This is a genomic window from Marinobacter sp. UBA3604, assembly GCF_002375325.1.
Taxonomy (GTDB): Bacteria; Pseudomonadota; Gammaproteobacteria; order Pseudomonadales; family Oleiphilaceae; genus Marinobacter; species Marinobacter salarius.
Map to the genome: position 1 here is coordinate 36,071 of NZ_DFMB01000023.1, position 14,178 is coordinate 50,248.

Annotated in this window: 12 protein-coding genes; 5 read left to right on the forward strand and 7 right to left on the reverse strand. The window is 57.5% G+C overall.

Features of this window, described 5'->3' with window-relative positions:
- Positions 1-71: 71 nt before the first annotated feature.
- A complete protein-coding gene (locus B2590_RS06770; RefSeq protein ID WP_136633124.1) occupies positions 72-1,700 on the reverse strand; it encodes an acyl-CoA synthetase in 1,629 nt (542 codons plus the stop codon).
- A 145-nt stretch (positions 1,701-1,845) separates the two neighbouring features.
- On the opposite strand from B2590_RS06770, the gene B2590_RS06775 reads away from it, so the two are divergent.
- Both B2590_RS06775 and B2590_RS06780 read left to right on the forward strand, forming a co-directional pair.
- The gene (locus B2590_RS06775) at positions 1,846-3,351 is read left to right on the forward strand and encodes a sensor histidine kinase (protein WP_085681360.1); all 1,506 of its coding nucleotides are present in this window, start codon (positions 1,846-1,848) and stop codon (positions 3,349-3,351) included.
- Positions 3,344-3,982 carry a response regulator transcription factor gene (locus B2590_RS06780; RefSeq protein WP_286811290.1) on the forward strand — a complete coding sequence of 213 codons (639 nt, stop codon included), beginning with the start codon at positions 3,344-3,346 and terminating at the stop codon, positions 3,980-3,982. The genes B2590_RS06775 and B2590_RS06780 overlap by 8 nt, the downstream gene beginning before the upstream one ends.
- 7 nt (positions 3,983-3,989) lie before the next feature.
- Here B2590_RS06780 and B2590_RS06785 read toward each other — a convergent pair whose 3' ends face one another.
- The gene (locus B2590_RS06785) at positions 3,990-5,408 is read right to left on the reverse strand and encodes a PLP-dependent aminotransferase family protein (protein WP_286811292.1); all 1,419 of its coding nucleotides are present in this window, start codon (positions 5,406-5,408) and stop codon (positions 3,990-3,992) included.
- 190 nt (positions 5,409-5,598) lie between these two features.
- Here B2590_RS06785 and B2590_RS06790 point away from each other — a divergent pair, with 190 nt between their 5' ends.
- Together B2590_RS06790 and B2590_RS06795 are read left to right on the forward strand one after the other, a co-directional pair.
- Complete coding sequence (locus B2590_RS06790; RefSeq protein ID WP_286811293.1) at positions 5,599-6,408, forward strand: PhzF family phenazine biosynthesis protein; 810 nt, start codon at positions 5,599-5,601, stop codon at positions 6,406-6,408.
- A 61-nt stretch (positions 6,409-6,469) separates the two neighbouring features.
- Positions 6,470-7,654, forward strand: coding sequence for an NAD(P)/FAD-dependent oxidoreductase (locus B2590_RS06795; protein ID WP_036204542.1), 1,185 nt, complete (start codon positions 6,470-6,472; stop codon positions 7,652-7,654).
- A gap of 20 nt (positions 7,655-7,674) precedes the next feature.
- Here B2590_RS06795 and B2590_RS06800 read toward each other — a convergent pair whose 3' ends face one another.
- The 4 genes from B2590_RS06800 to B2590_RS06815 all read right to left on the reverse strand — a co-directional run bounded on the left by B2590_RS06800 (position 7,675) and on the right by B2590_RS06815 (position 12,546).
- On the reverse strand, positions 7,675-9,264 hold the full coding sequence (locus B2590_RS06800; RefSeq protein WP_286811294.1) for a phospholipase D family protein: 1,590 nt from the start codon (positions 9,262-9,264) through the stop codon (positions 7,675-7,677).
- On the reverse strand, positions 9,264-10,190 hold the full coding sequence (locus B2590_RS06805) for a universal stress protein (protein ID WP_041334700.1): 927 nt from the start codon (positions 10,188-10,190) through the stop codon (positions 9,264-9,266). The genes B2590_RS06800 and B2590_RS06805 overlap by 1 nt, the downstream gene beginning before the upstream one ends.
- A 1-nt stretch (position 10,191) precedes the next feature.
- A complete protein-coding gene (locus B2590_RS06810; RefSeq protein ID WP_286811295.1) occupies positions 10,192-11,679 on the reverse strand; it encodes a SulP family inorganic anion transporter in 1,488 nt (495 codons plus the stop codon).
- 246 nt (positions 11,680-11,925) lie between these two features.
- Positions 11,926-12,546, reverse strand: coding sequence for a LysE/ArgO family amino acid transporter (locus tag B2590_RS06815; RefSeq protein ID WP_007151886.1), 621 nt, complete (start codon positions 12,544-12,546; stop codon positions 11,926-11,928).
- Positions 12,547-12,629: 83 nt separating this feature from the next.
- Here B2590_RS06815 and B2590_RS06820 point away from each other — a divergent pair, with 83 nt between their 5' ends.
- Positions 12,630-13,529 carry a LysR family transcriptional regulator ArgP gene (locus B2590_RS06820; RefSeq protein WP_036204537.1) on the forward strand — a complete coding sequence of 300 codons (900 nt, stop codon included), beginning with the start codon at positions 12,630-12,632 and terminating at the stop codon, positions 13,527-13,529.
- On the opposite strand, the gene alkB is transcribed toward B2590_RS06820, so the two are convergent.
- Positions 13,499-14,149, reverse strand: coding sequence for a DNA oxidative demethylase AlkB (gene alkB, locus B2590_RS06825; RefSeq protein WP_036204535.1), 651 nt, complete (start codon positions 14,147-14,149; stop codon positions 13,499-13,501). The two genes, B2590_RS06820 and alkB, sit on opposite strands and share 31 nt — an antisense overlap.
- Between the last annotated feature and the right edge of the window lie 29 nt (positions 14,150-14,178).

The window sequence follows — 14,178 nt, forward strand, 5'->3', positions numbered from 1 at the left end:
TCATCCGCACCTCATGTTGTTTTTGTGTTAACGGTTTCCAGACCCGGTCGCCGGGCTATAACAGCACCAGATCAATCCAGTTCTTTTGCCTGGTCTCGCAGCACGAATTTCTGGATCTTGCCGGTTGAGGTTTTTGGCAGGTCAGTAAATACGATCGTCTTGGGCACCTTGAAGCGAGCCAATCGTTCACGGCAGAAGTCGATCAGATCCTCCTCGCTCACTTCGCTGGCTTCCGGCTTCAGGGTGATAAACGCACAAGGAGTCTCGCCCCATTTGGCGTCTGGCCGCGCAACCACCGCTGCCTCCAATACCGACGGATGGCGATACAGAGTGTCTTCCACCTCAATGGTGGAAATATTCTCGCCCCCCGAAATGATGATGTCCTTCAGACGATCCTTGATCTCCATATAACCGTCCTCGTGCCACACAGCCAGATCACCGGTGTGGAACCAACCGCCGCGAAAGGCTTCCTCAGTGGCCTTGGGGTTCTTCAGATAACCCTTCATTACGGTGTTACCGCGCAGGAAGATCTCGCCAATGGTTTTACCGTCTTTGGGTACCGGCTCCATGGTGCTGGGCTCACCTACCATCGTGCCTGCCAGCGTGTGATAACGAACGCCCTGACGTGCTTTGATCGTGGCTCGCTCATCCAGCGTTTTCTCATCCCACTCGGATTTCCACGCACACACTGTCACCGGGCCGTATACCTCGGTGAGACCATATACATGGGTAATCGCAATCCCCATTTCCTCAATGGCACCGATAACTTGTGCAGGAGGGGCTGCACCGGCTGTCATCGCCTTCACCTCGTGATCAATCCCGGCTTTCGCAGACTCTGGCACATTCAACAGAGCGTTGAGCACAATTGGCGCACCGCACATGTGAGTAACCTGATGATCGCGAATCAGCTGGAGGATTTTCTCCGGGTCCACCCGCCGTAGACACACATGGGTGCCTGCCATCGCTGTGACGGTCCAGGGGAAACACCAGCCGTTGCAGTGGAACATGGGAAGCGTCCACAGGTAGACGGGGTGCTGGCCCATTGACCACACGGCCTGATTGCCAAGGCTGTTCAGATAAGCGCCACGATGGTGGTAAACCACACCTTTCGGATTGCCGGTGGTGCCTGATGTATAGTTCAGTGAAATTGCATCCCATTCGTTTTCGGGCAGGTTCCACTGGAACTCCGGGTCGCCTTCCTGAAGGAACGCTTCGTAATCCAGATCGCTCACCTGGATACCTTCACCGTATTCGGGATCGTCAACGTCAATGACCAATGGCTTTGAGTCCAGACGACTGATTGCATCGCGAACCACGCTACCGAACTCCCGATCGGCCACCACCACTTTGGCCTCAGCGTGCTCCAGCATAAAAGCAATGGCCTCTGCATCCAGTCGCACGTTAAGAGTGTTGAGCACAGCCCCAATCATCGGAACGCCAAAATGACATTCCACCATCGCCGGAATATTGGGCAGTATCGCCGCCACCGTGTCGCCACGACCAATGCCCCTGCTGGAAAGCGCAGAGGCCAGTCGGCGACACCGTTCATAGGTCTGTCCCCAGGTATAGCGAATGGCTCCGTGTATGACTGCCGGATAGTCCGGGTACACACTGGCGGTACGCTCAATGAAGTCGATGGGGGAAAGGACAGAGTGATTGGCGCTGACTGGCTCGAGGCCCTGATCAAAAATTGATGTCATTGTATGGTCCTGTAGGCGTCATTATTCTTATGGTGTATTAAAGAAGTCCACTGAAAGGGCTACAATCTCTGGTATCGAGATACTATTTTATAGCAACAATACTAGAAATTACACCAATGTATTATAGTATATATACTATATTAAAATGAAAAATAACCAAGGAAGCACTATCACAACCTTCCAACTGCCAAGTTCCGACCCTGAAGCGGGGCTTATACTCGATTCCGACAGCCAGCTGCTAGGCCAGAATCAGGCAGCGAAAGATCTGTGCGCAGAGACCGGAACCGACAACCCGATCAGACTGCTACCAATCAATTTCTCAGCTCTGATCAATGCCTGCCTTACCCAGGGACGTGCTATTGAAGGCGTGGAGAGTCGCCAGCATTCGGCCACCCTGTCATGGACCTTCATTCCCGACCAGGACTCTCGCCAGGTTCTGGCGCGGGGACGGGATGTCACCGACAATATCCGGAAACTGGATGAGGCAACCCGATCCAGCCGGCTGTACCGATTGATTACCGAAAACACCACAGATCTTATTTCCCGACATGCACCGGACGGCAGGTTCATTGACGCCACGCCGGCATCCTGGAGGCTATTGGGGTACTGGCCTGAGGAGCTGAGGGGGAAACCTCTTGAAGAGGTATTCCGAAGCAATGCGTTCAGCGCCGAAGTAGAAGAAGCCCGCAACCGGCTTCGGGACGAAGGCTACGCCACCATGACCATTGAGATCACTCACAGGGACGGTAGCAGGCGATGGTTTGAAATTGCCAGCCGGGCGATCAGGGAAACCTACACCGGAGCGGTGATCGAGGTCGTCAGCGTCTCGCGAGACATAACCGCAAGGGTAAGGTCCGAAGAAAACAACCGCCGTCTGGCTGAAGAACTCGCCCACACTGCCCGCCTGGCGACACTGGGCGAACTGGCATCCAGTATCGCCCACGAGATGAACCAGCCACTGGCATCTATCGTTAACTTTGCCAGTGCAAGCCAGCGCTATCTGAAACTGGCTCAGGAGAACCCGGAATGCCTTGAGCGGGTGGACGACGGTCTGCAACGAATAACCCATCATGCCAACCGCGCTTCGGAAGTCATCAAGCGACTGAGGGCCTTTCTACGCAAGGGGCAGCAACGCACCGCGCCGGTTAACATCAATGACTCGGTAACCAACGTCAAGCGACTGTGCCAATGGGATGCCGACAAGCATAATGTCGTCATCCAGGAGAACCTGACGCCGCTCAACCCTGTCCTCACTGCCGACCCGGTCTTACTCGAGCAGGTGTTGATCAACCTGATTCGCAACGGTATCGACGCCAATACCGAAGCCCGACAGGGTGACAGCGCCCCATCTCGCATTAAGATTGAAACCTGCGTAACACCAACGCAGGAGACCCTGATCAAGGTGACTGACTACGGAGCGGGCCTTGACGAGGAAGGCATGCGACACATGTTCACGCCTTTCTATACCAGCAAACCTCAAGGGCTTGGCCTCGGACTTTCCATGAGCCGCTCCATTATTGAGGGATATGGCGGCTTCCTGGATGCACAACCGGCGGAATGTGGCGGCCTGACACTGATATGCCGCTTCCCGCCCCCTCACTGCAAGAAGAATGAATCCGGCAACCCCAGGGAGACAGATCAGGATGAGTGATTCAGCCCATACTGTTTATGTTGTAGACGATGATGCCGGCATGCTGGAGTCTACCCAGTGGCTGCTGGAGTCAGTTGGCCTACATGTGCAGCCTTATGCAGATGGACGGCAATTTCTGAACGCCGTTAATCCGGAGCATACCGGCTGCGTAGTCCTCGACATACGGATGCCCGGCCTCGGCGGCCTGAACGTTCAGGAAGAGCTTCAAAAACGGGGCTCGCAACTTCCTATCATCTTTCTCTCTGGCCACGCGGATGTCCCCATCGTGGTCCGCGCCTTCAAATCCGGGGCGTTTGATTTCATTGAGAAGCCATTCAACGAACAGCTTCTTCTGGATAGCGTCCAGCAGGCACTTCAGGAACATCAGAAAGCCAATAGCCAACAACGTGGAGACCAGCATACTGACACGCTGGTCGCTTCTCTCACACGTCGGGAACGGGATGTATTCATGCCATTGGCACAAGGATACACCAGCAGGGAAATAGCGGAACAACTGGACATCGGTGTGAAGACAATTGACTTGTACAGGGCGCGCGTAATGAAACGGCTGGGCGTCGAGCGCGTGCCGGACGTTACGGGCATTGCGGTTGCCATCGGCCTGCTGGATCCGATGAACCTGCGCAATAAATAGTCCCGAGTCAGGACCGGGACTCAGCCGCCACAGCCGTTGCAATGGCACCAAGGCGCGCAATCGCCTGCTCAACCCGCTCGCTCCAGGGGTTGGCACCGTTCAGTCGCAGGCAGTTTTCGTACTTGTCGGTGGTGGAGAACATCAGGCCCGGGGCCACGTTGATATTCTCCTCCCGCGCCCGGCGAAACACCTCTGTACCGGACACTGTGCCAGGAAGCTGAACCCACAGTACGAAACCACCCTGGGGACGGCTGACGGCCGTACCTTCGGGAAACGAGCGCCCTACTGCCGCACGCATACGGTCCGTCGCCTCGCGATAGCGTTGCCGGGCAGAACGAAGGTAACGATCATAACCGCCCTGCTCCAGGAAATGCGCCACGGCAAGCTGCGGCACGCTCGCGGTGCCCAGGTTGCTGAAATACTTCTGTTGGCTAGCCTCGGCCAGATATTTTCCGGGCATCATCCATCCCAGCCGTAAACCCGGAGAAATGGTCTTGGAGAAGGAGTTGCAATAGATAACATTGCCGGTGCGGTCAAAGACTTTTGCCGGTCTGGGTCGATGGGTGCCGTAATACAGATCGCCGTAGATATCGTCCTCAATCAACGGAACGCCTGCCGCCTCCAGCATCCTTACCATCTGCTGCTTGCGAAGATCAGACATCGTCGCGCCCATGGGATTGCTGTGATTAGGGACCACCACGCATGCCTTCACCGGCCACTGTTCCAGCGCCAGCTCCAATCCCTCCAGGCTCAGCCCTTCCGAAGGATGCGTCGGCACTTCAATGACCCGGAGCCCAACCACGTCCAGCGCCTGGAGGATGCCCGGGAACGATGGTGACTCGACAACCACGATATCCCCAGGCGAAGTGACCGCCTGCAGGGCAAGAATAATGGCTTCCTGGGCACCGTTGGTGGCAAGAATGTCGTCGGGCGTGGTAATAATCCCCAATGCGGCCATTCGCTGGGCCACCTGACGGCGATACTCGATCTTGCCGGGAAAGGCATAGTCTAATGTTTCCAGCCCTCGCCGTGCAGCCCAGAGGGTGGCATGCTGGATCTGCCGCACGGGCAGGAAATCGGGATGTGGCACAGCGGCCGCCAGAGGCACCATGCGTTTCTCTTCGTCAGCACAAAGATCAAGCGCCATGTCACGGGCACTCACCGGCACCGGCTTGGCTTTGTGCTTCTGCATCACCGGTTCTGGTGTATCCCGCCTGGGCAGATGCACAAAATAGCCGCTGCGCTCTCGCGCTTCGAGGTAGCCTCGGGCCTCCAGCGTCTGGTGTGCTTGAAGCACCGTTGACACGCTCACGCCAAACTGGCGACTGAGCGCCCGAACACCAGGCAACCGCTCACCTTCGCGATAAACCCCATCACGAATCAATGCGTGTAACTGGTCTGCTACCTGATTATAGAGAATGCCCATCGCTTCATCCTGCCAGATCAATCCAGAATGGCTGCAGTACAGATCAAACAGATTCTTACCAGCACAGATGTCGAACAAAAAAGCCTGTACCGGTCCAAAATCACAATATCTGAATCTGTTATGGTTGTCTGCATAAACGGAGAATGGTGACTCTGGCTATCACTCATCGAATCTCGCGAAAGGAAAGAGAATGAAAACACTACCGATATATCAGGTCGACGCGTTCGCCAGTCAGGTTTTCAGCGGCAATCCAGCGGCCGTCATGCCGCTTGAAGAGTGGCTGCCGGACGACGCCATGCAGAAACTGGCACTGGAAAATAACCTCTCGGAAACAGCCTTTCTGGTGCCCTTACCCGAGGAAGCGGACGAAGACTTCCACATACGCTGGTTCACCCCAGGCACTGAAGTGCCGCTATGCGGTCACGCCACCCTCGCCAGCGCCTGGGTTATCTTCAACAAGCTCGGGTGGCAAAAGGAACAAATCCGATTCCAGTCTAAAAGCGGGCCCCTGGGAGTGAAACAGACCGACGACGGCTGGCTCGAACTGGACTTCCCGAATCTTGCCTTTGAGGAATGCTCAACGCCCGATCTGATCCTGGATGCCCTGGAAGACTGCCCGAACACGTCGTTTTTCGTCCCCAAAGACACCAACTATCTCATCGTCCTCGGAGACGAAGCGGCAGTAAAAACTGCGCAGCCGGACATCCGCAAGCTCAAGGAACTTGGCAATCTGGGTGTCATCATTACGGCACACGGCAATGACTGCGACTTCGTCAGCCGTTACTTCGCCCCCGGCGGCGGTATTGATGAAGACCCTGTCACCGGCTCAATCCACAGTATTCTGGTGCCCTACTGGGCCGAAAAACTCGGCAAGGATCACCTGTTGGCACATCAGGTGTCCGCAAGGGGCGGCGTTCTGCGATGTGAACTGAAGGGCGACCGCGTCGCCATTGCGGGCCAGGCGGCATTCTATATGGAAGGTTCCGTGCAACTGCCCTAACGTCTTCGCAAAAATGTATACTGCGCCGGAACTCCCAGAGCCAACACTGTAACTTCAAATCATGACAACCCAGAACTACGACGTCATCATCATAGGCGCCGGTGCCGCAGGCCTGATGTGCGCTCTTACCGCAGGCTACCGTGGCCGCAGTGTGCTGTTGATCGACCATGCCAACAAACCCGGCAAGAAGATCCTCATGTCCGGCGGTGGCCGCTGCAACTTTACCAATCTCAACAGCACACCGGCGAACTTCCTCTCGGACAATCCCCACTACTGCATCTCCGCCCTGAAACGCTACACCCCCCAGCACTTCCTGGACCTGGTGGAACGCCACGGCATCGAGCACGAGGAAAAGGCCGCCGGCCAGCTATTCTGTAAGGAGAGCAGCAAGGAAATACTCAATATGCTGCTCACCGAATGCGAATGGGCGGGCGCAGAAGTGCGACTTAAAACCAGCGTTAAAACAATCAGCGGTGTCGATCACGGCTACCAGCTACAAACAAACAGCGGCACCCTGACCTGTGAATCCCTGGTCATCGCCTGCGGTGGGTTGTCCATCCCCACCATGGGCGCAACCGGCTTTGGCTACGATATTGCGAAACAGTTCGGGCTTGCCATACTGCCAATCCGGGCAGGGCTGGTGCCCTTCACCCTGCACCCGGAGCTGAAGGAACAGTTGGCGCCCCTGTCCGGTGTCAGTTGCCCTGTGGACGTGCATTGCAACAACGAACATTTCCGCGAACCGATGCTGGTCACCCACCGCGGGCTCAGTGGCCCTTCGATGCTGCAGATTTCCAGCTTCTGGCACCCCGGCGACAGCCTGAGCGTCAATATGCTGCCCGCCACCAATGTAGAACAGGACCTGCACGACCTGCGGAAATCAAAACCGCAATCCACGGTGGCCCAATACCTTGCACAACACCTGCCCAAACGCTTCGCTCAGGCCCTGAACGACGTTCACGGCTGGGCCGGTCCATTGCAGGGCTACAAAAACAGCGACATAGAGCAGGTGGCTCGCGCCCTGGACCAATGGACCATCAAACCTGCCGGCACCGAAGGCTATCGAACGGCCGAAGTAACCCTGGGTGGCGTGGATACCCGCCAGCTGTCATCAAAAACCATGGCGGTTCTGGACAAGCCTGACCTGTACTTTATTGGTGAGGTGGTGGATGTTACCGGACACCTTGGCGGCCATAACTTTCAGTGGGCCTGGGCCTCGGGTGTGGCAGCAGGGAGCGCTGCCTGACACCCCGGGCAAAGCCCAGACTAAAGGTATTTCTCGATAGGCAACCACGACAAGAACCCGGACTTCGCCCGGCGCCACCAATGGACGGTCGGCTCACTGCCATATACCGCCTCACCGCTGCGCCACTGGAGATCTCCGTCCTCGTCCAGAGCCACCTCCCAGCTATTGCCGGGCGCCATGGTCAGCCGTACATCCTCCGCCACACGCTCTGCCAGGTCGGCACTGTGGATAATCAATACGGTTTCACCGTTGAGGTAGATGGAGCGGAGGTTAACGTTGAAGGACCCCACCACCAGGGTGCTGCGATCAAAAACCACTGATTTGGAGTGCAGGCTGACCTCGCCCGTGGCGCAGAAGGCGTCGTCACTCAACCATTGCCGGCAGGCCTCGGCATCAGGCTTGAGTTCGTAGATGTCTATGCCCTGCTCCAGCATGTAGGGACGCCAGCGGGCATAACCGGCATGGTTGGTGACCAGATCATTGGAAGCCAGAGAGTTGGTCAGCGCGGCAACCTCCAGTTGCGGGCGCTCATTGGCACCCAGGGCCTGCAACTGTTCCCTGGCAAGAATGAGGTAGGCGGACTCGATCAGGATTTCCCGGGTGGCTGTCTGCGCCAGGCGTTGCAACGCCAGTGCGCTCCGTTTGGGCGTTTCGGATGGCGCGTCCATGTTTTCAGGGGGAGGGTCAAACACCAGTTCCCCCTGAGCAATTGTCATTCGGCTGAACACGTTGGTCAGTTCAGACCTGCCCTGCTCCGCTCCTGTGGGGGCAGAGGTGGGGAGCCGGGGTTGTGCGATGGCCTGCTGCCGAAGCCCCTCCAGCGTCTCGGCCAATTCCGCTCCAGTAGGCATGGATGTGTATAGATCGGAAGCGGGGTAAGCCCAGGGGCTGCTCCAGTAAGCCTGGAAATTATCCGCCATACCCTCAACCACCGGCCCCAGGGCAAGGACATCGCGATCCCTGAAATAGCGGCTCTCATCGAAGCCGAAATATTCATCACCAATGTTGCGGCCACCGACAATGCCGGCAACCCCGTCCACCACGAATGTCTTGTTGTGCATACGGCGGTTGATACGCTGGAAGTCCATCAGAAACGATACCCATCGGCCCCAGCCACTGCGGTTTCTGGCTGGGTTGAAGATGCGAATATGAATATTCGGATGGGTATCCAGGGAGGCAAACAACTCGCCGATCCCCTCGGCGTTAAAGTCATCCAGCAGCAGCCGGACCTTAACACCACGGTCCGCTGCGAGTAACAGCCGGCCGGCCAGGTGCAGTCCGGAGTCATCACGATTCCAGATGTAGTACTGAGCATCAATACGGTGTTCAGCCGCCTCAATCATAGCGGCTCGGTACAGAAAGGCGTCCTGACCAGAATCCAGCAGGTAATAACCGGATTGACCGTTCGCGTCAGCCAGCCGTTGCCGGGACTGGCTGGAAAGGAAACTGTCGTCAGTCAACACGGCGGTTTCGGCTCCGGAATGAGTGGCCGGCGGCAAACTGCCGGCACAGCCTGTCAGCAAGACCAGCAGCACTAGCAGCACTAGCAGCCCCGACAGAAAGTAGCGGGCCGACATCAGCCCGGCAACAGAGCGCCGCTGGTTCAGCATTAGCGCAGGATCACCAGCGGCTTTTTCGCGGTTTTCAGCATGGTGGTTGTGGTGCTTCCCACCAGGAACTGTCGAATTCGTGAATGGCCATAGGCACCCATTACCAGGATGTCGATGTCGTGTTCTTCCTGGTAGGCGTGGAGCGTTGGCTCTACATCCCCGGCGCGGATCGCGAGGGTGATGTCGGAGCCAAGGTCACCCAGCATCTTCTCTGCTTTCTTGAGCTGTTCCCAGCGGTCATTGGTGTCCGCTCCAATCATCACCAGATGAATCGGCATGCCTTTCAGTACCGGGCTACCCGCCAGAAGTTCCACGCCCTTGAACGCCGTGGCGCTGCCGTCAAAAGCCAGCATGGCGCTCTTTGGCTGCTCGTACTCGTCCGGAACCAGAAGAATCGGGCGGTGGACACTGCGAATCACGGTTTCCAGTTGACTGCCCACATGTACGTCACGGTCTGAACTGCTCTCGCCGTGCAGCCCCATCACCAGCAGACGGGTCTGGTTTTCCAGGGCAAGCAGGGATTCCGTCAGGTCCCCGTGGCGCTGGCGTTTGATCACGTCGTCAATGCCCTGCTCCTTCACCCGGTGTTCTGCCTCATCCAGCATGTGATGACCGTGTTCGAGAGCCAGCTTGGAACGCTTGCGGTCAAGCTCGGCTAGCTCATCCATCAGCTGTTCACGGCTTCCCAAGCCAATGCTACCAGCCAGGTCCGGCTCTGTTGGATAGCGTTCCTCGTCGAGAACGTGCAGCAGAGTCATCGGGGTTTCCATGTGCTTGCTGGCCCAGGCAGCGTAATCACACACCGCCGGTGCAGCCCGGGAGCCGTCGATACAGGCAACTACTCGTAGCATTTCAACCTCGCCTTGGTGATCCTTGTGGTTGTTATTCTGACCGGTTACGTCTTTGAATTCCTTGGCTTGTGTCATATCAGTGCGCCATCAACTGGTCAACGGCGTCGGGTTTATCGTGCACCCCAAAGCGGTCAACAATGGTGGCGCTGGCTTCATTCAGCCCGATGATGTCCACCTCCGCACCTTCGCGACGGAACTTGATAACGGCCTTGTCCAGAGCGCCCACTGCCGTAATGTCCCAGAAGTGAGCCCGGGTCAGGTCAATCACCACATTATCCACTGCTTCCTTGAAATCAAAGGATTCCGTGAATTTTTCCGAGGAACTGAAGAACACCTGCCCGACAACGTTGTAGGTGCGGGTGTCAGTCGCTTCGTCAAAGTCGGACGTCACCAGCATGTAATGACCCACCTTGTTGGCGAAGAACAGGGCCGCCAGAAGCACGCCTGCCAGCACGCCGAAGGCCAGGTTGTGCGTGGCAACGACGACAATAACGGTCACCACCATCACAATGTTGGTGGACAGGGGGTGCTCTTTCAGGTTCTTGATCGACGCCCAGCTGAAGGTACCGATGGACACCATGATCATCACGGCTACGAGGGCCGCCATTGGAATCTGTACCAGCCACTGGTCCAGCACCAGCACGAGAACCAGCAGGAATACACCCGCTGTCAGCGTGGAAAGCCGGGTTCGGCCGCCGGATTTGATGTTGATAATGGACTGGCCAATCATCGCGCAACCAGCCATGCCACCCAGCAGGCCAGAGCCAATATTGGCAACGCCCTGCCCTTTGCACTCCCGGTTACGGTCACTGGTTGTGTCCGTGAGGTCGTCCACAATGGTGGCGGTCATCATGGATTCCAGAAGGCCAACAATGGCCAGACCGACGGAGTAAGGCAGGATGATCATCAGGGTTTCAAGATTCAGTGGCACGTCTGGCCACAGGAAAATCGGAAGCGTATCCGGCAGTTGCCCCATATCACCGACCGTGCGGATATCGATGTTGTAGACCATCGCGACGATGGTCAGCGAGACAATACAGATCAACGGCGATGGCAGTATGCGGCCGACGACCGGCACCAGTGGAAACAGGTAAATGATCCCTAGCCCGGCAGCGGTCATGGCATAAACGTGCCAGGTGACATTAGTGAGCTCTGGCAACTGCGCCATAAAGATCAGGATAGCCAGTGCATTTACAAACCCGGTCACCACGGAACGGGACACAAAGCGCATCAGGCCGCCGAGTTTCAGATAGCCAGCGCCGATCTGCAGCAACCCGGTCAGCAGCGTAGCTGCAAGCAGATACTCCAGGCCGTGTTCCTTTACCAGCGTCACCATCAACAGCGCCATAGCGCCTGTCGCGGCGGAGATCATACCGGGGCGGCCGCCGACGAAGGCAATCACCACCGCAATACAGAACGAGGCATACAGACCCACTTTCGGGTCCACACCGGCGATAATGGAAAAAGCGATGGCTTCGGGAATCAACGCCAGCGCCACCACAATGCCGGCAAGCAAATCGCCGCGTATATTGGAAAGCCAGTCGGCCTTAAGCTTGTTCACCATATCGTTGGTATCCAGTCAGAGAGGGCAAATTCGGGACGTAAAAACCGGTTGTAGTCCTCATGAGGTGACTACCGGAGTTCAATCAGGACGTAAACCTGGGAGCACAGGACGCTAGGGCGGAGTGATCGTCGTAACTGTCGTGGGGACGTTCATTAAGGTACGTTCATAAGCTGCGAATTAAAGGCGGCGAAGCATACCAGAACGGTGCTGGAAAAGTAACCGGCGGGCCCGGAGACCGGGCCCTGTTTACGCCACCGGCCCGGACAGGCCGTTGCTGGCGAGGTGAAAGGCAATGATCGCCATCATGGAACCAATAGCGCCATCAATGAACCGCCAGGACATGGGGCTCGACAACCAGGGGGAAAGCGCCGCCCCGCCGAACGCCAGCAGGCAGAACCACATGACAGACGCACTGCTGGCGCCGGCCACAAACACCAGCGGGCTGGCCTGTTGCGCGCCGATGGCAGGGATCAGCAACAAGGTATCCAGATACACCTGGGGATTCAGTAGCGTTACCGCCAGGGTGGTCAACACTACGGTCCGCAGGCTCGAAACATCCGCTTTCCTGGCATCCAGGGCATCACGTCCTTTCGCAGCACGAGCGAAGGCCAGCAACGCCAGCCAGCTGAGGAACGCCACACCCAACCAGCGCATCACGTCCAGCGCTTCAGGCACGGCCATCAACGCGGCGTTAACGCCGAACATGCCTGCCGTGAACAGCAAGATATCCGCCGTCATGCAAATGCCAGCGCAATACCAATGATGTTCCCGGCGAATCGCCTGCCCCAGGATGTAGGCGTTCTGAGCGCCAATCGCAATGATGATGCCGCCGCACACCAGCAGCCCTGTCAGATAACTTGTCAGCATATTTCCCTCCGAATTTGCTGGAAGCTTAAGGGGTAAGGGCTATACTTAAAAATCATAAACCTTATATCCCATGAATATTTCTTATGTTGGATTACAAGCTTCTGCAGGCACTTGCCGCGGTGATCGAGAACGGTGGGTTTGAGCGTGCCGGGGAGATACTCGGGCTCACGCAATCCGCCGTATCACAACGCATCAAGTCACTTGAAGTACGCCTGGGCCAGCCGGTTCTGGTCCGGCACCCGGAACTGCAGGCAACGCCGGCCGGGAACAAGCTGCTGAACCACTTCCAGCAGGTACAGCTTCTGGAAAGGGACCTGCGCAAAACCATACCCGCCCTTGCCGAGGACACCACCCGCCTGCGTATCGCTATCAACGCCGACAGCCTGGCCACCTGGTGGGCCGCTGTGGTTGGGGAGTTCTGCAGCCGGGAGGGTTTATTGCTCGATCTGGTTATTGAGGACCAGGACGTAGGCCTGAAGCGAATGCGCGATGGCGATGTGGCCGCCTGTCTGTGCAGCAGCAGCCAGCCCATTGCTGGCGGGCGTTGCGTGGCACTGGGGGAAATGACCTACATGCCGCTGGCGACCCCACAGTATGTTCGCCAGTTTTTTCCGGATGGCATCACACCAGAAGCTTTCGCCACCTCTCCGGCTATTGTATTTGGCCCCAACGACCAGCTACAGCACCGATTCATGGCCGGCTGTGGCTACCACGGCCGTTTCCCCTACCATTTGTGCCCCTCCTCCGAAGGTTTCGTCCAGCTTGCCAGGGCCGGCATGGGCTACGGCATGATTCCGCAAATCCAGGCCAGTCATTGGCTGGACAATGGGGGCCTGGTCAACCTTGCACCGGGTCATGAGCTGAAAGTGCCCCTCTATTGGCACTTCTGGCGACACAGCGGGGAGTTGCTACAGCGTTTGACCACCACGCTTGAGGGTGCCATCACCCACCATTACCGCGCACGGCGAAACGTCAGGTTGTAACGGCAGGCGCCCGTCAGCGAATGCAGTGCCTGCTTGAGCGTTAACACGCCATGGTAGCGGAGCCGCGCCGGGCCGCCCCAGACCACAACATCACCATGCTCAAGGGGCACTCGCTGCGGCCGGTCACTGCGCCGGGCGCCTCCGAACTGGAACATTGCCGGCGTGCCCAGGGACACAGAAACGATCGGCTGATCGAAGTCGTCCTCGTCTTTGTCCTGATGAAGCCCCATTTTGGCGCCAGGTGCATAGCGGTTCACCAGGCAGGCGTCCGGCTCAAACCCCGAGTAGCCCCCCGCGCTTGCTGCCTTTGCCGCCAGGGACCGAAACACGGCCGGCATCAACGGCCAGGGTTCCCCCGAAAGCGGGTCGGTTTGCTGATACCGATAACCGCCCGCATCGGTCACCCAGCCCCAGTCTCCGCAACAAGTCATCGCCACCGACATGGTGTGGCCACCGGGTGTCTGCATTTGCCGAAACTGGGCCTGTTCCGCCACGACTGAAATCGCCTCCAGCAATCGGCTGGCGTCGGCCCGGGCAAAACGGCGAAGAACAACTGCCCCGTCGCAGAGCGGCTCGACCCAGGGCTCTGATGAAGATGACTCGAACAAGTCCATGGTCATTACGCGTTCACCGTATGATCAGGAAAACC